At 43.0% G+C, this 25,117-nt stretch carries 28 protein-coding genes; all 28 read right to left on the bottom strand.

Annotated elements, in window-relative coordinates; all coding sequences use genetic code 11:
- Positions 1 to 24 precede the first annotated feature (24 nt).
- Complete coding sequence (nuoK, locus tag ACQKL6_RS00745; protein WP_402870369.1) at positions 25 to 339, bottom strand: NADH-quinone oxidoreductase subunit NuoK; 315 nt, start codon at positions 337 to 339, stop codon at positions 25 to 27.
- On the bottom strand, positions 336 to 860 hold the full coding sequence (locus tag ACQKL6_RS00740; protein WP_402990474.1) for an NADH-quinone oxidoreductase subunit J: 525 nt from the start codon (positions 858 to 860) through the stop codon (positions 336 to 338). The genes nuoK and ACQKL6_RS00740 overlap by 4 nt, the downstream gene beginning before the upstream one ends.
- Positions 857 to 1,276, bottom strand: a complete 420-nt coding sequence (gene nuoI / locus ACQKL6_RS00735; RefSeq protein WP_402870364.1) for an NADH-quinone oxidoreductase subunit NuoI — start codon at positions 1,274 to 1,276, stop codon at positions 857 to 859. Before nuoI ends, ACQKL6_RS00740 begins: the two co-directional genes overlap by 4 nt.
- Positions 1,277 to 1,309: 33 nt before the next feature.
- Positions 1,310 to 2,317, bottom strand: coding sequence for an NADH-quinone oxidoreductase subunit NuoH (nuoH, locus tag ACQKL6_RS00730; protein WP_427650250.1), 1,008 nt, complete (start codon positions 2,315 to 2,317; stop codon positions 1,310 to 1,312).
- Positions 2,318 to 3,418 (bottom strand): NADH-quinone oxidoreductase subunit D, encoded by a 1,101-nt coding sequence (locus tag ACQKL6_RS00725; protein WP_402870357.1) that lies wholly within the window; start codon positions 3,416 to 3,418, stop codon positions 2,318 to 2,320.
- A gap of 4 nt (positions 3,419 to 3,422) precedes the next feature.
- Positions 3,423 to 4,544 carry an NADH-quinone oxidoreductase subunit C gene (locus tag ACQKL6_RS00720; protein WP_427650248.1) on the bottom strand — a complete coding sequence of 374 codons (1,122 nt, stop codon included), beginning with the start codon at positions 4,542 to 4,544 and terminating at the stop codon, positions 3,423 to 3,425.
- A complete protein-coding gene (locus ACQKL6_RS00715) occupies positions 4,545 to 5,021 on the bottom strand; it encodes a NuoB/complex I 20 kDa subunit family protein (protein WP_402871312.1) in 477 nt (158 codons plus the stop codon).
- Between the two features lie 26 nt (positions 5,022 to 5,047).
- Positions 5,048 to 5,422, bottom strand: a complete 375-nt coding sequence (locus ACQKL6_RS00710; RefSeq protein WP_402870349.1) for an NADH-quinone oxidoreductase subunit A — start codon at positions 5,420 to 5,422, stop codon at positions 5,048 to 5,050.
- 348 nt (positions 5,423 to 5,770) lie between these two features.
- A complete protein-coding gene (locus tag ACQKL6_RS00705) occupies positions 5,771 to 6,172 on the bottom strand; it encodes a F0F1 ATP synthase subunit epsilon (protein WP_402870346.1) in 402 nt (133 codons plus the stop codon).
- A gap of 24 nt (positions 6,173 to 6,196) precedes the next feature.
- The gene (atpD, locus tag ACQKL6_RS00700) at positions 6,197 to 7,594 is read right to left on the bottom strand and encodes a F0F1 ATP synthase subunit beta (protein WP_402870343.1); all 1,398 of its coding nucleotides are present in this window, start codon (positions 7,592 to 7,594) and stop codon (positions 6,197 to 6,199) included.
- 87 nt (positions 7,595 to 7,681) lie between these two features.
- Positions 7,682 to 8,542: a F0F1 ATP synthase subunit gamma gene (locus tag ACQKL6_RS00695; RefSeq protein WP_402870340.1), complete on the bottom strand. Its 861-nt coding sequence runs from the start codon at positions 8,540 to 8,542 to the stop codon at positions 7,682 to 7,684.
- 37 nt (positions 8,543 to 8,579) lie between these two features.
- The gene (gene atpA, locus ACQKL6_RS00690; RefSeq protein ID WP_402870337.1) at positions 8,580 to 10,088 is read right to left on the bottom strand and encodes a F0F1 ATP synthase subunit alpha; all 1,509 of its coding nucleotides are present in this window, start codon (positions 10,086 to 10,088) and stop codon (positions 8,580 to 8,582) included.
- 24 nt (positions 10,089 to 10,112) lie between these two features.
- On the bottom strand, positions 10,113 to 10,649 hold the full coding sequence (locus tag ACQKL6_RS00685) for a F0F1 ATP synthase subunit delta (RefSeq protein WP_402954879.1): 537 nt from the start codon (positions 10,647 to 10,649) through the stop codon (positions 10,113 to 10,115).
- Entirely contained in the window at positions 10,646 to 11,167 is a 522-nt protein-coding gene (gene atpF / locus ACQKL6_RS00680) for a F0F1 ATP synthase subunit B (protein ID WP_402870335.1), read from the bottom strand. The genes ACQKL6_RS00685 and atpF overlap by 4 nt, the downstream gene beginning before the upstream one ends.
- A gap of 168 nt (positions 11,168 to 11,335) precedes the next feature.
- On the bottom strand, positions 11,336 to 11,560 hold the full coding sequence (atpE, locus tag ACQKL6_RS00675) for a F0F1 ATP synthase subunit C (protein WP_402870332.1): 225 nt from the start codon (positions 11,558 to 11,560) through the stop codon (positions 11,336 to 11,338).
- Between the two features lie 63 nt (positions 11,561 to 11,623).
- Positions 11,624 to 12,319, bottom strand: coding sequence for a F0F1 ATP synthase subunit A (gene atpB / locus ACQKL6_RS00670; RefSeq protein WP_402870331.1), 696 nt, complete (start codon positions 12,317 to 12,319; stop codon positions 11,624 to 11,626).
- 22 nt (positions 12,320 to 12,341) lie between these two features.
- Positions 12,342 to 12,710: an ATP synthase subunit I gene (locus tag ACQKL6_RS00665; protein ID WP_402870330.1), complete on the bottom strand. Its 369-nt coding sequence runs from the start codon at positions 12,708 to 12,710 to the stop codon at positions 12,342 to 12,344.
- Positions 12,711 to 13,192: 482 nt separating this feature from the next.
- Entirely contained in the window at positions 13,193 to 15,424 is a 2,232-nt protein-coding gene (locus ACQKL6_RS00660) for a S8 family serine peptidase (RefSeq protein ID WP_427650246.1), read from the bottom strand.
- A gap of 98 nt (positions 15,425 to 15,522) precedes the next feature.
- Positions 15,523 to 16,662 carry a non-hydrolyzing UDP-N-acetylglucosamine 2-epimerase gene (gene wecB, locus ACQKL6_RS00655; protein WP_402870325.1) on the bottom strand — a complete coding sequence of 380 codons (1,140 nt, stop codon included), beginning with the start codon at positions 16,660 to 16,662 and terminating at the stop codon, positions 15,523 to 15,525.
- 21 nt (positions 16,663 to 16,683) lie between these two features.
- Positions 16,684 to 17,313 carry a uracil phosphoribosyltransferase gene (gene upp / locus ACQKL6_RS00650; RefSeq protein ID WP_402870323.1) on the bottom strand — a complete coding sequence of 210 codons (630 nt, stop codon included), beginning with the start codon at positions 17,311 to 17,313 and terminating at the stop codon, positions 16,684 to 16,686.
- Positions 17,314 to 17,570: 257 nt separating this feature from the next.
- On the bottom strand, positions 17,571 to 18,812 hold the full coding sequence (gene glyA / locus ACQKL6_RS00645) for a serine hydroxymethyltransferase (protein ID WP_402870321.1): 1,242 nt from the start codon (positions 18,810 to 18,812) through the stop codon (positions 17,571 to 17,573).
- Positions 18,813 to 19,162: 350 nt separating this feature from the next.
- Positions 19,163 to 19,756, bottom strand: coding sequence for a TIGR01440 family protein (locus ACQKL6_RS00640; RefSeq protein ID WP_402870318.1), 594 nt, complete (start codon positions 19,754 to 19,756; stop codon positions 19,163 to 19,165).
- Positions 19,757 to 19,814: 58 nt separating this feature from the next.
- Positions 19,815 to 20,261 (bottom strand): ribose 5-phosphate isomerase B, encoded by a 447-nt coding sequence (gene rpiB / locus ACQKL6_RS00635; RefSeq protein WP_402870315.1) that lies wholly within the window; start codon positions 20,259 to 20,261, stop codon positions 19,815 to 19,817.
- Positions 20,262 to 20,388: 127 nt separating this feature from the next.
- Entirely contained in the window at positions 20,389 to 21,678 is a 1,290-nt protein-coding gene (locus ACQKL6_RS00630; protein WP_402870312.1) for a methyl-accepting chemotaxis protein, read from the bottom strand.
- 19 nt (positions 21,679 to 21,697) lie between these two features.
- Positions 21,698 to 22,141 carry a low molecular weight protein arginine phosphatase gene (locus tag ACQKL6_RS00625; RefSeq protein ID WP_402870310.1) on the bottom strand — a complete coding sequence of 148 codons (444 nt, stop codon included), beginning with the start codon at positions 22,139 to 22,141 and terminating at the stop codon, positions 21,698 to 21,700.
- Between the two features lie 214 nt (positions 22,142 to 22,355).
- Positions 22,356 to 22,922, bottom strand: coding sequence for a manganese efflux pump MntP family protein (locus ACQKL6_RS00620; RefSeq protein WP_402870307.1), 567 nt, complete (start codon positions 22,920 to 22,922; stop codon positions 22,356 to 22,358).
- 87 nt (positions 22,923 to 23,009) lie between these two features.
- Entirely contained in the window at positions 23,010 to 24,053 is a 1,044-nt protein-coding gene (locus ACQKL6_RS00615) for an L-threonylcarbamoyladenylate synthase (RefSeq protein WP_402870304.1), read from the bottom strand.
- Positions 24,054 to 24,345: 292 nt separating this feature from the next.
- Positions 24,346 to 25,113 (bottom strand): stage II sporulation protein R, encoded by a 768-nt coding sequence (spoIIR, locus tag ACQKL6_RS00610; protein ID WP_427650243.1) that lies wholly within the window; start codon positions 25,111 to 25,113, stop codon positions 24,346 to 24,348.
- Between the last annotated feature and the right edge of the window lie 4 nt (positions 25,114 to 25,117).

The following is a 25,117-nucleotide window of genomic DNA, read 5'->3' as shown; positions in this document are numbered from 1 at the left end:
TCATACCTTCATTTGTATGAACCGTCAATGCTTCATCGTATCCATTTCATCCACATTGACTGTTTTTCGATTTCGGTACAGAGCCATTAAAATGGCTAGCCCCACAGCCGCTTCGGCTGCAGCGATTGTAATCGTAAATAATGAAAACACCTGACCCGTAATAGACGGAGTTACCCCAAATTTACTGAAGGCAACCAGATTGACATTCGCGGCATTCAGCATCAGTTCAATCGATATCAAAACAATAACTGCATTTCTTTTCGTCAAGGCACCGTATAGCCCGATGCAAAATAAAACGAGTGCCAAGACGAGGTAAGCAGACAAGGGAACACCTGTCATAACTTTCCTCCCCCCTCTTCCTCATCATCTTTTTTTGCCAAGACTATGGCACCGACCAAAGCGACGAGCAGGAGCACGGAAAGCACTTCAAATGGAATCACATACTTTGAGAACAGCTCGATTCCGATTTGTTTCGTATTTTCCTCATGCAGGGTCGATGGCTGAACCGGTATATCCAGGTTGTAAATGCCTAGATAAACCACTAAGGCAAAGCCGGCAACCCCTAAGATCAAAAAGAACTTTCGCCAACCGTCCTTTGCCGGTTCCTCCTTTTCATGATGGCGCGTCAGCATGATTCCAAACAGCATCACGATCGTAATCGCCCCGGAATAGATGAGGATTTGTACGACAGCGACAAATTCCGCCGATAAAAGCAAGTAAATGCCTGCAATGCTTAGGAATGTAAAGACCAGTGCAACCACCATGTGCACCACTTTCGTTAACGTAATCAGCAGTACCCCGCCCACTATCGCGACGGTTGCCAAGCCGATAAAAGCAAGTAATTCACCAGACACACTCATACCTTATTCACCTTTCGAATATTCTCATCATTCTCATCCAACCACTCCAGATTTTTAAATAACTGATCCCGGCTATACTCAGCCAGTTCAAATTCGTTCGTCATCACGATTGCTTCGGTGGGACAAACCTCCGTGCATAAATCGCATAAAATGCATATTTCAAAATTGATGTCATAGGTATCGATGATCTTTCCTTTTTTCGTAGGATCTGGATGTCTTTTTCCCGTTAACTGAATGCAATCCGTCGGACAAATCGTCACGCACTGATTACAAACAATACACTTTTCAGGATAGAATTTTTGAATTCCCCGGAACCGATCAGGGAGTGGCAGTGGCTCATTCGGATAGTCATACGTCACCTTTTTCCGGGTCAGGTTCTTCAGCGTGTACGTTAGACCTTTTGCTAACCCCAGCATATGGATCCCCCACTTTCTGAAAATCTTTAACGTCTAAAATAGTTTGAATAGTTCTTTGAAAAGCGCAGTCAAAAATATATTGGCTAACGCTACGGGCAACAAGACCTTCCAACCAAACTCCATCAATTGGTCCACTCTTATACGTGGAAACGTAACGCGAATCCAAACCAATACGTAAAAGACTAAACTAAACTTCAAGCCAAACCAGATGGCTCCCGGAATAAAATCCAGAAACGGCATAGAATTCCATCCACCTAAAAATAATACAGTGGTTAACGTAGCCATTGCAAACATATAGACATATTCCGATAACATAAAGAAAGCCCAACGAAAGCCGGAATACTCGACATGGTAGCCTGAAACGAGCTCTGATTCCGCTTCTGGAAGATCAAAAGGTACCCGATTCAACTCGGCCACCGATGCGATAAAGAATACGAAGAATGCAATGGGCTGAAGGAAAATGAACCAAACTTTATCCTGAGCGGCAACTATTTCGTTCAGGTTCAGGCTCCCCGTCAAAAGGACGATTCCCACTACTGACATGACAAGCGGGATTTCATATGAAATCATTTGTGCCGCCGCGCGCATCCCGCCAATCAAAGAATACTTATTGTTGGATGCCCATCCAGCGGTCACGATGCCAATCGTCGATATGCCCGATACCGCCACATAATAAAGGAGGCCGACACCTATATCCGCAAATTGAAAAGCTTCTGTGAAAGGCAAGGTCGCCAGGACCATGAAAGCCGGAGCAAAGGCGATCACGGGAGCTAATATATACAGCAGTTTATCCGCTTTTTTCGGTATGGTGTCTTCCTTAATCAAAAGCTTTAAAACATCGGCAACGGTCTGTAAAAGCCCCCATTTACCCCCAAGTTGATTCGGACCCACCCGCATCTGCATGAACCCCATGATCTTCCGTTCCGAGAGGATGCCATAGGTGACAAACCCTAACACTACGAATAGGAGCAGGACCGCCAAGCCAAAGAAGATGCCAAAGTTGAGAAGGCTAGGAGCTGATTGAAGTAGATTGTGGATCATCTAGCCATCCACCTCCCCTAAAACGATGTCAATCGCCCCAAGTATCGTTATCAGATTCGCCATATTTTCCCCTTCAAGCAATTTGGGCAGGATTTGCAGATTATAAAAGGATGGTCGCCGGAATTTCAAACGGTACGGCTCCTTTTTCCCTTCACTCGCAATATAGCAGCCTATTTCCCCTCTTGGCGATTCGATTCGGACGAACGCCTCCCCTTTTGGGACCTTGATGATTTTCGGGACCTTGGCAAGGATCGGCCCCTCAGCAGGAAATTGCTTTACGGCCTGTTCCAGGATTTTCAAGGACTCTTCTATTTCTTCCATCCTGCAATGATAACGGGAAAAGGCATCACCTTCTTCACGGGTGGGTACATCGAATTGGAACCGGTCATAAATGGAGTAAGGCTCATCTTTTCTTAAATCAAATTTCACACCCGTACACCTTAAATTAGCGCCGCTCAATGAATAGGAAAGTGCATCTTCCTTTGAATAAACGCCCACACCCCTGACCCGGTTCATAAAAATCTCATTGCCTGTAACCAGTTGGTGGTACCCAGCCAGTTGCTCCCTCATGTAGGGGACAAACTCTGCCACCTTTTCTATCCAATCCTCCGGAGCGTCCCACTTCACGCCTCCAACCCTCATGTAATTAAACGTCAGCCGTGCCCCCGACAATTCGGTCAATAAATTGATGATCATTTCCCGTTCACGAAAGGCGTATAAAAAGGGACTTGTCGCTCCAATATCAAGTAAGTACGTTCCCCACCACACAAGGTGGCTGGCCACACGGCCCAACTCCATCGCGATAACACGCAAATATTCCGCGCGGTCAGGTACCTCCACCCCCATCATGGTTTCAACTGCATGGCAAAGTACATAATTATTAGTCATCGCCGCTAAGTAATCCAACCGATCGGTATAGGGGATGATCTGTGTATATTGCAGATTTTCAGCCAGCTTTTCCGTTCCCCGATGAAGGTACCCAATGACTGGGGTGGCCTCTTTAATGATTTCACCGTCGATTTTGATGATAAGCCGGAACACGCCATGCGTACTGGGATGCTGTGGCCCGACATTAAGCAACATCTCTTCCGTCCGTAACATTGAGCTACACCTCCACGTCATAGGGCTGATAATCTTTACGAAGCGGATATCCAATCCAATCTTCTCCAAGCAAGATCCGCTTTAAATCCGGATGCCCTTGGAATACGATGCCGAGTAAGTCGTATGCCTCACACTCCGGCCAATTTGCTCCCGGCCATAAGGGCACCAACGACGGGACAGAAGGAGTATTCCTATCAAGTTTCACCTTCAGTGCAACTGAATGATTTATTAGAAAGGAGTACAGCTGTACATACATTTCCATATGGGTCTCAAAGTCGGTGCCATGCAACTCTGATAAGTACTGAAAACTTAACGTTTTATCATGGCGTAGAAAGTCTGCAATTTGGAAATATGTATCAGGTTTAGCTACCAAGGTGGGAATATCTTTGGAAAGGGTATTAATATAGTAATCTACTAGGACATCTTCTCCCAAATGCCGTTCAATGGCCTGAATAAGTTGATCGAGGATAGGTTGGTTGGGTGAAGGTGCTTCTGGGGTCGCTTCGGGACTTTCTTTTACAGTATTCTTTGCCTTTGCGGCCGCCGCTGCCTTTGCTTTTGCTGCAGCGATGGCTTTAGCCTTCGCCTTTTCGGGATCTTCTTCTTTATTGGTCGCTCCTTTCTTTTTGGCTAGTGCAGCAGCCTTGGCCTTCGCTACGGCGGCTGCCTTCTGCTTCGCTATATCTAAGTTGTCTCCTCCCCCTTCTGTTCCGCTCCCTTTTGCCTGTTTTCGTGCCAGGGCTGCTGCTTTTGCCTTTGCTGCGGCAGCTGCCTTCTGTTTCGCTATATCTAGGTTGTCTCCTTCTCCTCCTTCTGTTCCTCTCTCTTTAGCCTGTTTTCGTGCCAGGGCTGCTGCTTTCGCTTTTGCCGCGGCGGCTGCCTTCTGCTTCGCTATATCTAGGTTGTCTTCTTCTCCTCCTTCTGTTCCGCTCTCTTTTGCCTGTTTTCGTGCCAGGGCTGCTGCTCTCGCTTTTGCCGCGGCGGCTGCCTTCTGCTTCGCTATATCTAGGTTGTCCCCTTCTGCTTCTGATCCACTCTCTTTTACCTGCTTTCGGGCCAGGGCTGCTGCTTTCGCTTTTGCCGCGGCCTCCTTTTTCTGCTGAGCTAAGTCTTGCTCATCACTCATTTAAATCACCCGCTTTCCGGTTTTGGCTTCATATCTGATTTTTTCTTTCAATTTATTGATTCCGTAAATCAGTGCTGCCGGATTAGGAGGGCACCCAGGAATATAAACATCAACGGGCACAATCTGGTCTACCCCTTTAACCACTGAATAGGAATGGACATATGGGCCTCCAGCCGTTGCACAGGATCCCATTGCAATCACCCATTTCGGTTCTGGCATTTGGTCATATAGGCGCCTTAAAATAGGGGCCATTTTTTTCGTCACTGTGCCAGAAACGATCATGACATCCGATTGTCTCGGTGAAGTACGAAAAAAGGAACCAAATCGATCCAAATCATAATGGGAGGATCCCACCCCCATCATTTCAATGGCACAACATGCGAGCCCGAAAGTCATTGGCCATAATGAATTGCTTCTAGCCCACGCCTTTACTTGCTCAAGCGTGGATAAAAAGACACTTTGACGCATTTCTTCCATTTCTTCACTGGTAAGGTTATCTAATTTCAATTCCACTTTAACACCTTCTTTTTCCAAGCATAAATTAGGCCTAACAATAGGATAAGGACAAAAAATAGCATCTCAATCAGAGCAAACAATCCCAATTCATCATATGCAACCGCCCAAGGATAAAGAAAAACGGTTTCTACATCAAAGATGACGAACATCAATCCAAATAAATAATACCTGACATTGAACTGAACCCTGGAGTCCTGAAAAGGTTCCACTCCACTTTCGTAGGTCGTATATTTCATCTCATTCGGTTTATTTGGTCTAAGAAGCTTTCCAAGAAATAGTGCCACTAGTGGAAGTAAGATTCCTAAGCTGAGAAAAACGAATACAATTAAATAATTATTTTGGTAAATATGCAGCTGTCCCATGTCCATCACCCTTTATAGAAGAATCATGTTTAAATGGTACACTTGTCTTCATTTTAGGTAAGTAACCCCGTTTTAAAAAAGTATGCGGGTACACCTTTTTTTAGAAGCAATCTGATATTCCGAGACTACATCCAATAAATGTAAGCGTATACATTATAACATTCCGTAAAACGCAGTGTCATGGCTCAGCGAATCAAATAGGGAAATACTTTTCCTCCAAATCCGATAATTTTTTATACTTGTCAACATCATACTACATGATGTGACAACCGATTAATTCAATGTGGCCTTTTGCTAAAACATAAAAAAGCACCCCACTTTCCAAGTGGGGTGCTTTTTCTTTGAAATTTATCGCATTTCTGCAATTTGAATCCGGTTTACAGCCCGTTTAAGTGCTAAATTAGCTCTTTTCGAGTCATTAGATCCATCATTGTTCTGCAATCTTTGTTCTGCACGTGTTTTTGCTGCTTGAGCACGTGCAAGATCGATAGTTTCAGCTCTTTCAGCAGATTGAGCTAAAATGGTTACCACATCAGGGCGAACTTCTAGGAAGCCACCATTTACAGCTACATAGTCTGTGTTGTTTCCATTTTTAAGACGAACAGCACCGATAGTAAGGGGAGCTACGGTTGGAACGTGTCCAGCCATAATTCCCAGCTCACCACTTTTAGCTTTCGTGCTTACCATTTCAACTTCTGCTTCATATACTGGGCCATCGGGAGTAACAACATTGACTTTAATGGTCTTCATTTCATTACCTCCTAGTTCCCTTAATTAAGCCATTTCTTTTGCTTTAGCAATAACTTCTTCGATACGGCCAACTAAACGGAATGCATCTTCAGGAAGCTCGTCATATTTTCCAGCTAGGATATCTTTGAATCCTTGAACTGTCTCTTTTACTGGTACGTAAGAACCTTTTTGACCAGTAAATTGTTCAGCCACGTGGAAGTTTTGTGACAAGAAGTTTTGGATTCTACGAGCACGAGCAACGATTACTTTCTCGTCTTCGCTTAATTCATCCATACCCAAGATTGCGATGATATCTTGAAGTTCTTTATATTTCTGTAATGTTGATTGTACTTGACGAGCAACATTATAGTGCTCTGCTCCAACAACCTCTGGGCTAAGCGCACGAGAAGAAGAAGCCAATGGATCAACCGCAGGGTAGATACCCATTTCAGAAAGTTTACGTTCAAGGTTAGTCGTTGCATCTAAGTGAGCGAAAGTTGTAGCTGGAGCCGGATCCGTATAGTCATCGGCAGGTACATAAATTGCTTGGATAGATGTAACAGAACCTTTATTAGTTGAAGTGATACGCTCTTGTAATTGACCCATTTCTGTAGCAAGGGTAGGTTGGTAACCAACCGCTGAAGGCATACGTCCTAGTAGGGCAGAAACCTCAGAACCTGCTTGAGTGAAACGGAAGATGTTATCGATGAAGAAAAGAACGTCTTGTCCTTGTTCGTCACGGAAATATTCAGCCATTGTCAAACCACTAAGAGCTACACGCATACGTGCACCTGGTGGCTCGTTCATTTGTCCGAATACCATCGCTGTTTTCTTAATAACACCAGAGTCAGTCATCTCGTAGAAAAGGTCATTCCCTTCACGAGTACGCTCACCTACACCAGCGAATACGGAAATACCACCGTGTTCTTGGGCAATGTTGTTAATAAGTTCTTGGATAAGTACAGTTTTACCAACACCGGCTCCACCGAAGAGACCGATTTTACCACCTTTGATGTAAGGTGCAAGTAAATCTACTACTTTGATACCAGTTTCAAGGATTTCAACTTGTGTTGAAAGTTCCTCAAAAGTTGGTGCTTGTCTGTGAATTGGATCACGACGTACATCTGCTGTAAGTGGATCAAATAGATCGATATTTTCCCCTAATACGTTGAAAACGCGACCTAGAGTTACATCACCTACAGGAACGGAAATCGGTGCTCCTGTATCAAGTGCTTCTGCACCACGAGTTAAACCGTCCGTGGAAGACATTGCAACAGTACGAACTGTATTATCACCTAGTTGAAGGGCTACTTCGAGAGTTAGTCCTGTACCAGACGCTTTATTTTCGATTCTTAACGCGTTATAGATCTTAGGAAGTTGTCCGTCTTCGAATTTCACGTCAACAACCGGACCCATAACTTGAGTAACGCGTCCTATATTCATCGTTTTCCCTCCTTACGTTGCTTATAACGACTATCATATTTATGGAACGGCCAAGCATCGTCCGCCGGACCGCCCCCATCATTACATCTATTCTAAAGCAGCTGCGCCACCGACAATTTCGGTAATTTCTTGAGTGATTGCGGCTTGACGTGCACGGTTATATTGCAATGAAAGTGAATCGATCAATTCTTTCGCATTGTCGGTTGCATTTTTCATTGCTGTCATACGTGCAGAGTGCTCACTTGCTTTACCATCTAACAATGCACCATAAATTAAACTTTCAGCGTACTGAGGAAGTAAAACCTCTAGAATTTCTTCCGCATTCGGTTCAAATTCATAGGATGTCAATTGAGCATTGGAAGTATCAAAGTCCGATAACGGAAGGACTTGCTTTTCCGTTACGTCCTGTTGGATTGGGCTGACATAATGGTTATAGTACATATAAAGCTCATCACACAGTTCATTTAGATACAAATTCACTGTCGATTTAGCAAGTGTGTTGATGTCAGCGAAAGACGGCTGATCAGGAACACCGATTACTTCAAGCTCTACATGCATGCCACGGCTGACAAAGAAATCACGGCCAACCCTTCCGATTGCGATAATGACAAACTCATCATTGGATTTATGGCGTTCAAGAATTGTTTTATGAACTTGACGAAGGACGCTACTGTTGTATGCCCCTGCCAAACCACGGTCCGATGTGATCACCAGGTAACCGGTTTTCTTCACTGGACGCTTGGCAAGCATTGGATGAGATGCATCCGCGCTTCCGTTCGCAATACTAGATACTACTTCTTGAATTTTTTCCATATATGGAACATATGCTTTAGCATTAGCTTCCGCACGGTTCATTTTTGAAGCGGATACCATTTGCATCGCTTTTGTAATTTGACTCGTCTTTTTCGTTGAAGTTATCCGAGACTTAATATCGCGTAAAGAGGCCATTCATTCTCACCACCCTTTAAAAATTATTTAGACCTTATTATTCAGAAATAACGAAGTTCTTTTTGAATTCGTTAATAGCAGCAACCATAGCAGCGTCTTCAGGAAGACCTTTTGTTGTGCGAATGTGATCTAATAATTCTGGATGAGAACGATCTAGGAACACATAGTATTCTTCTTCGAAACGAAGGATATCCGAAACCGGAATATCATCTAGGAAGCCTTTTGTTAATGCGTAGAAAATCATAACTTGTTTTTCTACTTTAATTGGTTTATTCAAATCTTGTTTAAGAACTTCAACTGTACGAGCACCACGGTTAAGTTTAGCTTGAGTAGCAGCATCAAGGTCAGATCCGAATTGAGAGAATGCTTCTAATTCACGATAAGAAGCCAAGTCAAGACGTAATGTACCGGCAACTTTTTTCATCGCTTTAATTTGCGCAGATCCACCAACACGTGATACGGAAAGACCAGCGTTAATCGCAGGACGTACACCTGAGAAGAACAAATCAGATTGTAAGAAGATTTGTCCATCAGTGATGGAAATAACGTTTGTTGGAATGTATGCAGAAATGTCGCCTGCTTGTGTTTCAACAAATGGTAGTGCAGTGATTGAACCAGCACCTAAAGTGTCGTTCAATTTAGCAGCACGCTCAAGTAAACGTGAATGCAAGTAGAATACATCCCCTGGGAATGCTTCACGACCTGGAGGACGGCGAAGCAGCAAGGAAAGTTCGCGGTATGCAGATGCTTGTTTAGAAAGATCATCGTAAACCACTAGAACGTGCTTGCCTGAGAACATGAATTCTTCAGCCATAGTTACACCAGCATAAGGAGCTAGGTATAATAGTGGAGCTGGTTGAGAAGCTGATGCAGATACAACGATTGTGTAATCTAGAGCACCATTCTTACGTAGTGTTTCAACTGTTCCACGAACTGTTGATTCTTTTTGACCGATAGCTACGTAGATACAGATCATATCTTGGTCAGCTTGGTTCAAGATTGTATCGATTGCAACTGATGTTTTACCAGTTTGACGGTCACCGATGATTAACTCACGTTGTCCACGTCCGATTGGAACAAGAGCATCGATTGCTTTAATACCTGTTTGTAGTGGTTCATGAACGGATTTACGGTCCATAACACCTGTAGCAGGACTTTCGATTGGGCGAGTTTTTGTAGTAGCGATTGGACCAAGACCATCAATAGGTTGTCCAAGCGGGTTTACAACACGTCCGATTAATTCTTCTCCAACTGGTACTTCCATGATTCTGCCCGTACGGCGTACTTCACTGCCTTCTTGAATATCTCTGAAAGGTCCAAGAATAACAACACCTACGTTATTTTGCTCAAGGTTTTGTGCTAATCCCATTGAACCATTAGAAAATTCTAAGAGCTCCCCAGCCATTGCATTATCTAAACCATGAACGCGAGCGATACCATCACCAACAGTGATAACTGTACCTACATCGCTTACTTTAATTTCCGACTGATAGTTTTCAATCTGCTTTTTAATCAGCGCACTGATTTCTTCAGCTTTGATGCTCATGAATTTCACCCCTATCTGTGAATATTAACCTAATAGTTGTTTGCTTAGGCGATCAAGCTTACCGCTAATCGTTCCGTCATAAATACGGTTACCGATTTGAAGTTTGATGCCGCCAAGAATATTGCTATCCGTAACATTAGTGATGCGTAAATGTTTTTTGCCGATTTTTGCAGCAAAAGATGAAGACACAGCTTCCATTTCGTTTTCAGTTAATGGACGTACTGTATAGACTGTAGCGTCTGCCACTGAATTTTCTTCATTCGCAAGTTCTATAAACTCTTGTGCCATGGCAGGTACTTCATCTGTACGATGACGTTCTACCATTAACAGTACAGTGTTTAGAATGGAAGGAGAAATGCTTGTAAAAGCATTGATAAGTACAGTACGCTTAGCATCTTTAGTCATTTTAGGATGAGCTAAAAAGCTTAATAGCTCATTATCGTTTGTAAAAACTTCATTCACTACGCGAAGTTCAGCTTCAAGTTGGTTAATGAGATTTTGCTCTTTCGCAATTTGGAAAAGGGCAACGGCATAACGTTTTGCTACTGTTATATCGCTCATTTACCTTCTCCTGCCTCTTGAATGTATTCATTAATCAATTGCTCTTGATCAGCTTCAGATAGTTCTTTTTCAATTACTTTAGAAGCAATAAGAACGGATAAAGATGCCACTTGCTCGCGTAATGCATTGATGGCTTTTTCTTTTTCCTGTACGATTTCACGCTTCGCTGATTCTTTCACACGATCAGCCTCAAGACGTGCTTGTTTCACGATATCTTCACGCTGCGCTTCACCTTGAAGTTTTGCATTTTCGATAAGTTGTCCAGCTTCAGTGCGAGATTGCTTAACGATCTCACGTTGTTCTTCTAAATATTTAAGTGCTTCTTGTCTGCTAGCTTCAGCTGCTTGAATTTCATTTGCAACGTGTTCTTCACGTTGAGTCATGATGCCCATTAGAGGACCCCATGCAAATTTCTTCAGCAACGCTAACAAAATAATAAACATAACTAATTGGAAAATCATATCTCCGCCATTGAAGCCGGCAGTTGATGACCCAAGTACAAAGCTGCTTGTTAACACGCTTGGTTCACTCCCTTCACGAGTTTCACTTCTTAAGCGTTCATTTATAAATGAACTTTTAGAAAACTGTGCTCTTAAAATGTATTAAAACAGGATTGTGGACATAAAGGAAAGGCGAAGGTTCACATGGAACGAACTTCGCCATTTTTGAACTTTTTAAAGGTTCTATTAACTACCGTATACCATGAATGCGATAACTACTGCGATGATAGGCATCGCCTCAACTAAACCTACCCCGATGAACATTGTAGTTTGAAGCATACCGCGAGCTTCTGGTTGACGAGCGATACCTTCTACTGTTCTTGAAACGATAAGACCATTACCAATACCAGCACCTAGTGCTGCTAAACCAATTGCGATTGCTGCTGCAAGAAGACCTACTGAACCTGTCATTATAAATATCCTCCTTAAAATTGTATCAAAATTTTATTATTTCAGTTCAAAATGAACTTATAATTAATGGTCGTCACTGACTTTATGAGACAGATAAACCATTGTTAACGTAACAAAGATAAATGCTTGGATACTGCCGACGAAAATACTATAGCCTTGCCATACTAAAGTAGGAACGATCGCTCCGACAAAACCTAGAGCTCCACTCATAGCTAAAGAACCAGCTAATAGACTTAATAAAACCTCACCAGCATAAATATTACCATACAGACGCAGACCAAGTGTCAAGGAATTGGTAAATTCCTCTACGAAAGTCATTGGGTTTTTATAAGCTTTGAAATAACCCTTCGCGCCTTTCATTTTTATAGCATAATAATGCGTTAAACCTAGGACCATGACTGCTAGAGTCAATGTGATAACTGGGTCGGCTGTTGGTGATTTCCACCAAAGGACACCATCGTAACTAATTGCAAATGGAAGACCGAGCATATTGGACACAAAAATGTACATCAGCAAAGTCATACCAAGCAGTTGAAACTGACCACCTGTTCTCCAGTCCATGTTACTATTGATAATACCCTTAACGAAATCCATAATCCATTCCATGAAATTCTGCATGCCAGTTGGCTTCATCGCAAGTTTGCGTGTGCTAATTACTGCAAGGATAAATACAACCAGGCTTGCTATCGTTATCATTAGGACATTACTTAAGTTAAAGGTTAGACCCATAAATTCATGTAAGGGTGCTTCATGATTCAACTATATTCACCTCTCTTCCCCGCTATCGACGTATTAATTGGATGAAAAAATCTATAAAAATGACAATATAAGCTGTCATTAATCCCCATACAACACTAATCAGATGAAAATGCTCCGGATATTCCAATGCAACGAGTACCGCAAAACCTGCGGATGCCATTCGTGTCAATGTACCAAGAGATTTGACTTTTTTGCCCTCATCAAGCGCTCGACTGAATTTCTTGATTTTTTGATTGATCAGCCATAAATTATATAAACTCAAAATCGTACCCAGTATAAGCCCCGCAAACACGGCTTGGTAACTCGTAAGTCCCCATCCAACAACATAAACCGCCAGAAGATAAACTATATATTTACTCTGCCTGTTGAACATGATTTTTATTTCTGGCATTTTACATTTAATCTCCTGAGAAATATTTTCGTACTGAATGGAGCATTGCTTGTAAACTAACTGACGCAAGTTCACAAAGAAGGCCAATTATTATAATTGCAGCGGTTCGAATCATAGTTCGTCCATTCATTTCCCTTAGAAGGTGAAATGGATTGACAAAAGATCCGACTAGTTGAGAAAGAATCGCTGACATCAAAACAACAGCCCCTGCCATAAAGGAAGGCAATTCTTTTGATGCAAAGTTGCATCCTCGCGGTTGAATTTGGTGGAGGATAGAAAAAAAATCCATGCTGTAAAATTCTGCATGTCGGGCATTTGAAAACCCTCTCATTTTACATCCTTAGTTAGCATACAATAGGCTAGAATCAATGTCAATGTGTCGTTAGTGAAATTTGTCACAGGTTTGTAAATATTACTGAATTGTTCACAGAATATCTTTTTTTGACTATTGACATCAGTTTTATTTTACACATCTGTCATGTTCACTCAATAAGTAACGTCTTTTCTATCCGATCTTCCCTTCCTCCCCTCCTCGCAAAGATAATCGCTTTATACACTCCATTGGGTGGTAAATCCTTTTTGAAAATGGTTTTTTTCGTCATACCGGATGAAGCTGGTCTGGACCAATCCATGAACCCAGCAAATCTCAGACTATCTGCCTCATAGAGTGCAATCCCGAATTCCTCTGCTCCTCGTGGGAGATACATTTCATAACGGTACGTACTCGCTTGATCTCCTTTTCCGAATTCAAATCCCATCACCCTTGGGTAATCGGGCTCTTCTTTTACATATAAATAAGGGAGCGATATTTTCTTATTACCTTCCATTATCAAGAGATAGCCATCATACACACCCTTACTAAGTTTCTCTGGACTTACTTGAAGCCCCAATTGTACTTCCTTCTTTTCCCCAGGGTTTAAAGTAAGGGATTGTGGCAAATCCCAATTCAGCCCTTTTTCTTGTAAAGGAACGAGCATCGTGTACCGTTTTTTATTCTTTCCTGTATTTTCAAGAATCAATGCTTGTTGGTGTTCCTCGATACCGTCCCTTTTAGTGTACATTCCAAATGATAAGGAACTCGGGTATAAGAGTGTATCCGCTTTTATCGCTTCATCAATTTGGATTCGCCCTGCCCCTTGCTCATAGGTATGGTACAAATGCTGAACGGATTTACTTAATGGCTTGGACGTGCTCATCAATGCCGACTTCACTTGTTCGGGTGTCCAGTTCGGGTGCTTTTGCAAGATAAGTGCACATGCTCCGGCTACATGCGGAGCGGACATGCTCGTTCCCGCTAGAGCCATGTACCCTTTTGGAATTGTGCTCGTGATTTCCACTCCTGGGGCAAGCACATCTGGTTTAATATCCCATGACACCGTCACAGGACCTCTTGAGCTGAAATCAGCCAGCCTATCTTGCTCCTTCTTGTTTACAAAGTGAACTTTTCCATGTGCTTGACCTTCCAATTCCTTTTTAAGGCGTAACCCATCTTTTCTTTTAATAGAAGCAACTGGTATTCTCATCTCTTTCTCCAGGCTACCGGTGAACATACCATTTGTATTATTAAAGATGATGACGCCCTTTGCCCCAGCCTTCTCAGCATTGATCGCTTTTTCTTGAAAAGTGAGTACTCCGCGCTCCATTAAAACAATCTTATCCTTCACCCTCTTTAGGTCACTTTCCTCCCCAATACCTCCATACATGATATCTTCCGAAAAGGTCAGATTCCATTTTTTCGACCCTTGCAACAAGGTTAAATCTGATTGATAGTGGTTTGAACCAAGCCCGTATTCCATAACAGGCACTTTCAAAGGAGGAGTCGAGGCCCCGACGGATATCGCTTTCTCCGCCGTTCCGGGTGATCCGACCGTCCATACGGCCGGACCTGAATTACCATTGGATGTGACAGCAACAATTCCGGATTCCACCGCCTTATTTAGTGCAAGTGAAATCGGTAAATCAGGTCCGTTAATATCATTCCCAAGAGAAAGATTCAAAACATCGACTTTATCCTTGATGGCCGACTCGACGGCCGCCAAAACTTGCTCAGTATCTCCTGCCCCGCCAGGTCCTAATGCTCGGTAAGCATAGATTTCAGCTTCCGGAGCCACTCCCCTCATCTTGCCATTTGCGGCAATGATGCCAGCCACATGAGTTCCATGAATCGTGTTCATTTCCCCCTGATTCGTTGTCTCCATCGGGTCAGAATCGTCATCCACTAAGTCCTTACCGCCTCTGTACGCATGCTGTAAATCCGGATGGGTATAATCCATTCCCGTATCGATAATACCGACCTTCACTCCTTTTCCAGTTATGCGACGATGTTTCTGATCGAAGAAGCTCCTTACCCGATCGCCGCCAATATATGGGACGCTTTCATCAAGCGCCGGATGATATTTTGACACTTCCGAAACAGCTTGTATATGATTTTCCTCCCAAAGCCGCTTAACCTCCTCCCTGTTCCCTTGTACGGAAAACCCGTCAAGGGCGACCGTAAAAACATTGCGCAGATTCAATGATGGATATTTAGAAAGTACCTTTATAATCTCCCTATTGCTTAGCGGTCGATCCGTCGTGACAACAGCCCTAACTTTTTTGGATTCAGCCGTTTTGGGTAGTGGGGGCAGTATGACAGACGCCACTACCCTTTCAATCGGAAGGGGGAATGTGGATAAAAAAATAAATATAAATATACCTATAATGATCGCTCTCATTTTTATGCACCCTCCTTCCCCATTATCTTCTTCTCAACGATTGAGGAGTATACAATAAAAAAAGGAAAAGCCCTTGGATATTGGCTTTTCCTTTTTTATTATTCAAATCTTGTTGGTGGTTCACTTATTTGCTTGAAATAGTATCGGACCGCTTCAGCAATCCGGGCTGATGCGTTGCCGTCACCATATGGATTTGAGGCCTTTGACATTCTTTCGTGCTCTTCGGGATCGTTCAGCAATTCATGCGCCATTTGTACAATTGTCCGCTCGTCCGTTCCTGCCAGCTTCAAGGTACCCGCGTTGATTCCTTCAGGACGTTCAGTCGTATCCCGCAATACAAGGACAGGGACCCCTAGTGAAGGGGCCTCTTCTTGAATCCCGCCGGAATCCGTCAGAATCAAATACGCTCTGGAAGCAAAGTTATGAAAATCCAAAACATCCAGTGGTTCAATTAAATGGACACGGGGATGATCGCCGAGAATCTCATTGGCAAGTTCTTGTACAGCAGGATTCAAGTGTACTGGATAAACCACTTGAACATCTTCATGGTCCGCCACGATTCTTTTAACGGCCCTGAAGATATTGCGCATCGGCTCTCCTAGATTTTCCCTACGATGGGCCGTCAGTAAAACGAGCCTGTCTTTGCCCAACCCAGTTAAAACCGGATGGGAATACGTGGAGCGAACCGTCGTTTTCAAAGCATCCGTTGCCGTATTACCGGTCACGAAGATATTGCCTCTCTTGTTTTCATTCAACAAGTTCTCTTCCGCTTTGGCAGTCGGTGCGAAATGAAGGTCAGCCATCGTGCCCGTTAATTGGCGGTTCATCTCTTCAGGGTAAGGGGAATATTTATTCCACGTACGCAACCCCGCTTCCACATGTCCAATGACGATTTGATTATAAAAGGCGGCTAAGCTCGCCACAAAAGTTGTGGTGGTATCACCGTGTACCAGAACAATATCGGGTTTGGCTTCTTTCATTACGGAATCAAGCCCACTTAAAGCCCTGGTTGTAATATCCGCTAACGTTTGCCTTTCCTTCATTATATTCAAGTCATAATCGGGAACGATGGAAAACAAGTCCAAAACTTGATCTAGCATTTGTCGATGCTGTGCCGTTACAGCAACTATAGGTTCGAAAAATTCTGGGTGCTTTTGAAATTCGAGTACTAAGGGAGCCATTTTGACAGCTTCCGGCCTCGTTCCGAAAATCGTCATGACCTTGATCGGTTGTTTCATTCGTGACACCTCAGTTTCTTTCTATTTTGTGCCGAATAAACGATCTCCTGCGTCACCTAGACCTGGAACGATATATCCGTGTTCATCCAACTTCTCATCAAGTCCTGCAATGTAAATATCAACATCGGGATGTGCTTCTTTTAATGCTTCCACTCCCTCTGGAGCCGCAATGAGACACATGAACTTGATATTGATTGCCCCACGGTTCTTAATCGAATTGATCGCTTCAATAGCAGAACCGCCCGTAGCTAACATTGGGTCAACAACAATACATTCTCTTTCAGCCAAATCGCTTGGCATTTTCACATAGTATTCAACAGGTTTTAATGTTTCAGGGTCACGGTATAGACCCACATGTCCTACTTTTGCAGCTGGGATCAACTTAATGATTCCGTCAACCATCCCTATTCCCGCACGTAGGATCGGAACGATGCCCACTTTCTTACCGGCAAGCATTTTCACCTTCGCCTTGCTTACAGGTGTTTGGATTTCAACTTCTTCAAGTTGCATGTCTCTAGTGATTTCAAATGCCATCAATGATGCCACTTCATCCACTAGTTCACGGAATTCCTTTGTTCCTGTATTTATATCGCGTATATAAGCTAATTTGTGTTGAATTAACGGGTGGTCAAAAACAAAAACTTTTCCCATTTTTCATCTCTCCCATTCCAGTGCCTGATTTTGTTTATATTTCATACTTGCCATAGTCATCTAAAGTCTTTTTATGCCCTTTAAATTTCACTTCTACTCATTTTACAGAAAAAAGATTCAATCTTCAATAAGCCTTTAGATGTCAGACCTATTTTTAGTATTTAGATTTTTCGGAACACGATGACTTATATATCTTTTTTCCATCACGTGCACTACGTAAAAAAACCACTTCCCCAGAAAGGAAGCGGCTCTACATATTAGAATGAAGGATACAAATCGAATTTACTTGTCAAAGCTTCAACGCGTTGTTTCGCTTCTTCAAGTTTCGCTTCATCTTCATTATTTTTCAAAACAAGACCAATGAGTGAAGCAATTTCATCCATGTCTTCTAACCCGAAGCCACGAGAAGTCACGGCCGCCGTTCCGATACGGATACCACTTGTAACGAATGGTTTTTCCGGATCATAAGGAATTGCGTTTTTATTGACGGTGATTCCGATTTCATCCAATGCTTTTTCTGCAATCTTTCCTGTAAGTCCTGTTGAACGAACATCAAGTAAGATTAAATGATTATCCGTACCGTCAGATACAAGTGTGAATCCTTCTTTCTTAAGACCTTCACCCAAGCGTTTAGCATTATCGATGATTTGTTGAGCATATCCTTTAAAATCATCTTGAAGCGCTTCACCGAATGCCACTGCCTTAGCCGCAATAACATGCATTAACGGGCCGCCTTGAATACCAGGGAAGATAGATTTATCGATTTTCTTGCCGAACTCTTCTTTACAAATAATCATTCCGCCACGTGGTCCGCGAAGTGTTTTATGGGTTGTTGTCGTTACGAAATCAGCATATGGAACTGGGCTTGGATGCAAACCTGCAGCCACTAAACCGGCGATATGTGCCATGTCCACCATTAAATATGCTCCAACTTCATCGGCAATTTCACGGAAGCGTTTAAAGTCAATTTCACGTGGATATGCGCTAGCACCCGCTACGATCAATTTCGGTTTATGCTGACGGGCTTTTTCCAATACATCATTATAATCGATACGGTGATCTTTTTCGTCCACACCATATTCAACGAAGTTATAGTTCACTCCACTGAAGTTAACAGGACTGCCGTGCGTTAAGTGGCCACCATGGGAAAGGTTCATCCCAAGCACTGTGTCACCTGTTTGAAGAACAGTAAAGTATACGGCCATATTCGCTTGGGCACCAGAGTGAGGTTGTACATTTACATACTCGCCACCAAATATTTCCTTTGCGCGATCGCGTGCCAAGTCTTCTACGATGTCGACATATTCACATCCACCATAGTAACGTTTCCCAGGATACCCTTCAGCATATTTATTCGTTAGAACAGATCCTTGAGCCTCCATGACAGCTTCACTAACGAAGTTCTCAGATGCAATAAGCTCAATCTTGCTTCTTTGTCGCCCTAATTCCAGTTGGATTGCGTTAAATACTTGTTCATCTTGTTTTGCCAAACGATTCATTCCGTAACTCCTCCTCAAATTGTGCGGGATTATTCGCTTTTTCCATTATGTACAACATGCCCTCAAAAGGACATGAAAAAGCCTCAGCTATAATTGTTTGAAAATTCTACTCTATTTTAACATGTCTATTTTAGAAGTGGTAGTTTATTTTTATCGAATATTCCTTCTATAATATTAAAATATTGTTCGTATTTTATAGAGTTTTCCCGAAAAAACCCTTAGTATCCTTAGATTTAATCAGCAAAAAAAACATTTTCCATACAATCAATTTGCGATTATTTAAGATTGTTCCTCTGTTATTTGAAAACAGCATCCCCTCATTAAAGGAATGCTGTTTGCCTTTTTAATTATCATGTACAACTCTTATTTACAGAAGCAGCTTGATAAACGGCCCGTTCCCCACCAATTAGTTTAGGACGGGTTCTAGCCATTGTCACATGGGCATGGCCTATTTCCTTAATGGATGTTCTAACTGGAACAGCTACATGTTTCAAATGCATGCCGATAAACGTATCGCCAATATCAATCCCTGCATCCGCCTTGATGTGCTCGACAACTACAGCATCATCCCATTGCTGATAAGCGTGGGTGGCCATTGACCCTCCAGCTGTGCGTACGGGTACAACCGCAACTTCTTCATAGCCTCGTGAATCCGCCGACTCCCTTGGGAGGACGAGCGCCCTATTCAAGTGTTCACAACACTGATAGGCAACCTGCACTCCGGTTTCTTCTTGAAATTCCTTCACTACAGAAAAAAGCATGCCCGCCACATCAACCGATCCTTCGGTACCAATCCGTTTCCCAGCCACTTCACTTGTAGAGCAACCAATTACAAGTAGCTGGCGCTTCCCTAAAGCGGCGGTTTCCTGGAACTCCTGTAACAGTTTTTGAAACTGGTTTTTCCATATCTCAAGCTCTTCTGATAATAAAGCATCACTTGTCATGAAAAACGCATCCTTTCATTGTGGATACCTCGCATTAGCATTACGGATGATGAATGACTTAGTTACTTTTGTCCTCATACTCTGCAATCTTGCCAATCCGATTTTGGTGACGACCGCCCTCAAATTCATAAGTCAACCATGTTTGGGCTATCTCCCTTGCAAGACCAGGCCCAATGACACGTTCCCCCATCGCCAACACATTGCTGTCATTATGCTGACGGGTTAATTTTGCACTATACACATCATGAACCAGCGCACAACGTATCCCTTTGACTTTATTGGCAGCAATGCTCATTCCGATGCCTGTACCACAGATTAGGATGCCTCGATCAAATTCGCCTTTCGCCACTTTTTCAGCAACCGGCAGGGCAAAGTCGGGATAATCCACGGATGTACTGCATTCACAGCCGAAATCCTCATATGGAATATTCAACTCATTCATCAAGTTCTTTATTTCTTCACGGATTTGAATTCCTCCATGGTCTGAAGCAATTGCAACTTTCATAATAAAGTCCTCCTAGATGTTCTCATTTATTTTTATTGTGTCACAAAGTTATGAAAAGATAAAGGGAAGCAGGTCCCCTCTATACAAAAGCAGGAAATCAGCGACTGATTTCCTGCAAGGAAGCGGTTTACGTATGAAAACGGGTGATGGTCTGCTTAAGTTTGTCGGCTTGATCCTTAAGTTCCATGGCCAACTTATCTACATTTTCCATAACGGAAGCCTGTTCATGGGTTGCAGCCGTGACTTCTTCTGCACCAGCGGATGTCTCTTCAGCAATGGCAGCGACTTCCTGTGACTGCCTGGATGTTTCCTCCACACTTTCCATCTGACGATCAACAAGCTCGGTAATATCCTTGACCGCTACGACAACGTTATGTACCGTTTTTGTCATGCCTTCGATCGCTATGTCTGTATCGGTCCCTTTTTGCGCTTCTTTATTCGCCGATACCACCTGCTCACTGATTTGTTTGACGACCGCCTGAACTTCAACTTGAATGTTTTGGATAAGACTTGAAATGCCCTGAACAGCTTTCGCGCTCTCATCCGCCAAGAGACGGACTTCCTCCGCTACAACGGCAAATCCTTTACCGTGTTCTCCGGCTCGGGCTGCTTCAATCGAGGCATTCAAGGCCAAAAGGTTGGTCTGAGCTGCGATATCACCGACGAGTTCAATGATTTGTTCTACCTTTTTCGCATTTTCCTCCAAGCGCTTCACCGTTTTGAGTGACTCTTGGTTTTCTTGAGCCAATTGTTTAATACCGGAAACCAAAGAATTGACGACTTCCTTACTCTGAAACAGTTCTTCCGCCATTTCACTTGACAGTCCAACCGATGCCTTCGCCTTGCTTTGAACCTGCTGCGCAATCATGATGACATCATCGATGGATTCAGCCGTATTCATGATGGAGACTGCCGAGTTGTCGGCACCTTTGGATATTTCTTCAATGGTCCTTGCGATGTTCTCAGCCTGGTCCGAAGCTCTCGAAGACTCTTGGGAGATATGAATGACTTTATTATTGGTCTCTTGAAAGTTCTCTTCAATGCTCTGTACCATTTCCCGGAGGTTAAACAGCATCAAGTTAAAAGCCATGCCGAGTGAACGTATCTCATCATCCGCCTTCGATAGGACCACTTCTTCGTTAATGCTTCCTTGTGCTGCACTTAGAGCAACTTTTTCTAACCTTTGTAGTGGTTTAGTAATGACACCGGCTGCAAAAAAGGCGAGAAGGCCCGACCACATTATGCCTAGTAACAACGTAGCAATGCTAAAACTTATCGAACTGATATTTTCAAAAAACATTGGGTGTACAACGAAAATGAAAAATGCCGAGGTTGAATACGTGATTAAAGCAAGGACTGTAATGAAGACAACCAATTTCTTTCGTAAACCAAACTTATAATGTGCTCTTTCTGCCATTCTCTTTCCCCCTGTAGACTTACTCTTTGAGCCTTTTAACCAATTCTACAATTAAACCATGAAGCTCCTTGAACGTTTCCCGATACAGGTTTTCCGAACCGCCAAACGGATCTAGTATGTCTTTATCATATTTATCGTCCTGAATGAATTCTTTTAAAGTGAAAGTTTTGTGATCTATGGTTGGGAATGTATTCAGAATGACCGATTTATGTCCTTCCGTCATCGTAAAAATATGTGTGGCCCAGTCTAAATCCTGCTGGGATAATAGTGTGGAGCGATGGTGATTCCACATATCATTTTCGTCCAATACTCTTTTGGCATATTCTGATGCGTCCTGACCAGGTGTAGCATATACGCCTGCGGACCTCACTTCGATGCCCGATATGTTCTTACTTTTTAAAATTGCTTCTGCCATGGGGCTCCTGCACGTGTTACCGGTGCATACAAACAATACTCGGATCATATGTAACGCCTCCTTTTTTATTCATTATAAGGCATAGATCCAATTTGAATAGTCCGTCTAAAAGCCTACTCTTAATTAAAATAACATAAAAAACATCGATAATTTGAATAAAATAAGGCGATTTTATAAACCTTTTTACCTAGTCCTGATAAAAATAAAAACCGCTCCGGCATTCGGAACAGTTTGATGATGAAAAGATAGGATATGAATATGTCTAAAAAGAGAATAATAGCTTTAAGCCGAATGCACATAGAATACTTCCACCAAGGATCTCACTGTATACTCCCAAGAGTCCCTGCATCTTTCTCCCAAGCAGAAGTCCCGCCCACGTTAAAAGAGTGGCAGCAAGGCCAAAGCATAAAATGGTCACGAGCGTTTTCGCCCCATAGATTCCGAGAGTCAAACCCACTGAAAAACTATCCAGGCTCACCCCAAGCGCAAATATGAGCAACCCTTTTCCCACCGGGGCAAGTAGTTTTTGATCTCTGCTCCCTGATTCATTCACCTTCCCGGGTAGGAACATCTGGATGCCAAGAAAAATCAACAAGAGGCCGCCCGCATATGTAGCAAAAGTTCCGAATTTATCAGAGATAAAACGCCCCGCCCCCATTCCAAGCAACGGCATCCATACATGAAAAAAACCGACTGTCAGCCCGATGAAGAAAATCTGCCTCAGCCTTAGCTTGAACATGCCCATTCCCAATCCCACAGAAAAGGCGTCCATGCCTAACGCAAAAGCCATGATCAATAAGGTGATGATTTCCCCAGAAACCGTATTCATTCCAACCCCCCTCGGACGTGCCTACTACATGTTATGCATGTCCGAAAAGAAATAGAAGGAAAAATCCTGTGTTTTAGCTTTGATTATCTATCCCTCGATAGTTTGGTGACCGGCAGCTTTAACGAGCCTGTTCATGATGGCAACGCCAATCCCGGACTCCGGAAACATTTCGCTAAAGATGATATCCGTATCAAGGGCATCAAATTGTCTTAACGTATCGTACAACCCGGCTGCAACCGTATGCAAGTCTGCCAATGATCCAGGCGCTATGACATAATCCGCTTTATATTCAGGTTGATGCTCAGTAGAACATATGACGCCAACTTTCAGCCCATCTTTTCTTTTTTCATCCACAAGTCTTTGAAGAAAAGCTTGATTGCCCTTCACTAAAAAAAGTGGCGCTTTCGGTGCATAATGTGTATATTTCATTCCCGGTGCTTTTGGGGCCGCATCTTTACTTTTCAAAGCAACATCATGCCTTACCGTACCGATGACCGCTTCGATTTGTTCGAGTGTAATCCCACCGGGTCTTAATATAACCGGGGTTTCTACGGTACAATCAAGCACCGTGGACTCAACGCCTACCCCTGTTGCCCCGCCGTCGACGATACCTGCAATTCGACCTACCAAATCATCTTCGACATGCTTAGCGGTAGTCGGGCTCGGTTTCCCCGAAGTATTTGCACTCGGTGCCGCTATCGGCAAGCCACTCGCCTTAATAAGGGCCAAGGCAATCGGATGATTCGGCATCCTGATTGCAACGGACTCCAAGCCAGCTGTCACTATGTCCGACAACTTTCCAGGTTTTCGTTTCATAATGAGAGTCAATGGCCCCGGCCAAAACTCATCCATCAGTTTCCTTGCTTGTTCTGGGACCTCTTCAACTATCTCGTTTAATTGCTTCTCAGAAGCGATGTGGACAATCAATGGATTGTCACTTGGTCGCCCCTTTGCTTCGAACACCTTTTTTACCGCTTCATCACTTTTTGCATTAGCTCCCAAGCCGTAAACGGTTTCAGTAGGAAAGGCTACCACCTGATTGGCCTCTAATAATTCGGCCGATTGTATGATCTGGGGATAACTTTGTAAATTATCCACATCTTTATCCACTAACCAGACTTTCGTTTCCATTATTAACACCTTCACTTTTTTACTTATCTTATTTTTGATAATTGCTTATATATGAACGGTTTTTCAGCCGTTTTAGATGGTTTTTGCTTAAAAGATACTTTGAAAGTATAAAAGAAGTATACACAATATTCAAGTGTTATCCACAAATTGTGGGTAACTACAAGTAAACTGTGGATAATATTGTGGATATTGGCCATTAAAGACTGACTTTTTCGATATTTTGTTAATAAGCCTGTGGATATGTACGGTTTTCCCTTTCTCAACCTGAAAATTGGGGGCAATCGCCCCCCTTTCAAAAAATCTCATGGAAAATTTCCGCAAATAGGGACTTCACTTCAACTTCGGGTTCATCTTCTCCGTCGTACACTTGTTGGCCCTTATCCGCAGAAGCCGTATATTCGGCATTCTCTACTTCTTCATCCTCTTCCTTCACATCTTCTACTATCTTATCCTTCGCTTTTGCCTTCGTGTCCTTTACAGCCGCTGACACTTTTGCCTTTTCCACCGTCACCGTTTCCTTTTCTTCATTTTCTACAATCGGACTTTGGCTTACCGCCGTACCATTTGAAAAATCAAGGAAGCATAACGGAGGAAACAACACACACCACCAGTTAGCCCCTTCCCCTTCACCAAGCGTGATGATCACCGCTTCGTATGCACCTGCAGGGTATAAATATTGGCCATAAAGCTTTGTAGGAAATTCTGCTTGCCCAAAATCCACGGAAACGGACTGTTCCAAACCATTCTCCTGTACCACTTCCCTGGCCGTGGCTTCAATATCACCCAAATGGGATTGAATTACTTTTCTCGCTTCATCTAATGAGGTAAGATCTTTTACCCACTCGCTAATATCGGCATTCACTTCGTCACGGATCAAGCGTTTAACCGATTGGTCCGCTTCCTTATCGCTGTTAGCCAAGATTCTGAGACGAATCGCCTCATCCGGTATAACCATTGTCTCCTCGGTTCCGACCGCTTCCGCTTTCGGCATGTATATACTTATAATCGTTCCTATTGTTAAGATTAATAGATAAATAATGGCTAAATGTTTAGTTTTCATTACT

The sequence above is a fragment of the Peribacillus sp. NPDC097197 genome, from assembly GCF_050278025.1.
Lineage (GTDB): Bacteria > Bacillota > Bacilli > Bacillales > DSM-1321 > Peribacillus.
This window is presented reverse-complemented; position numbering and strand designations above follow the sequence as displayed.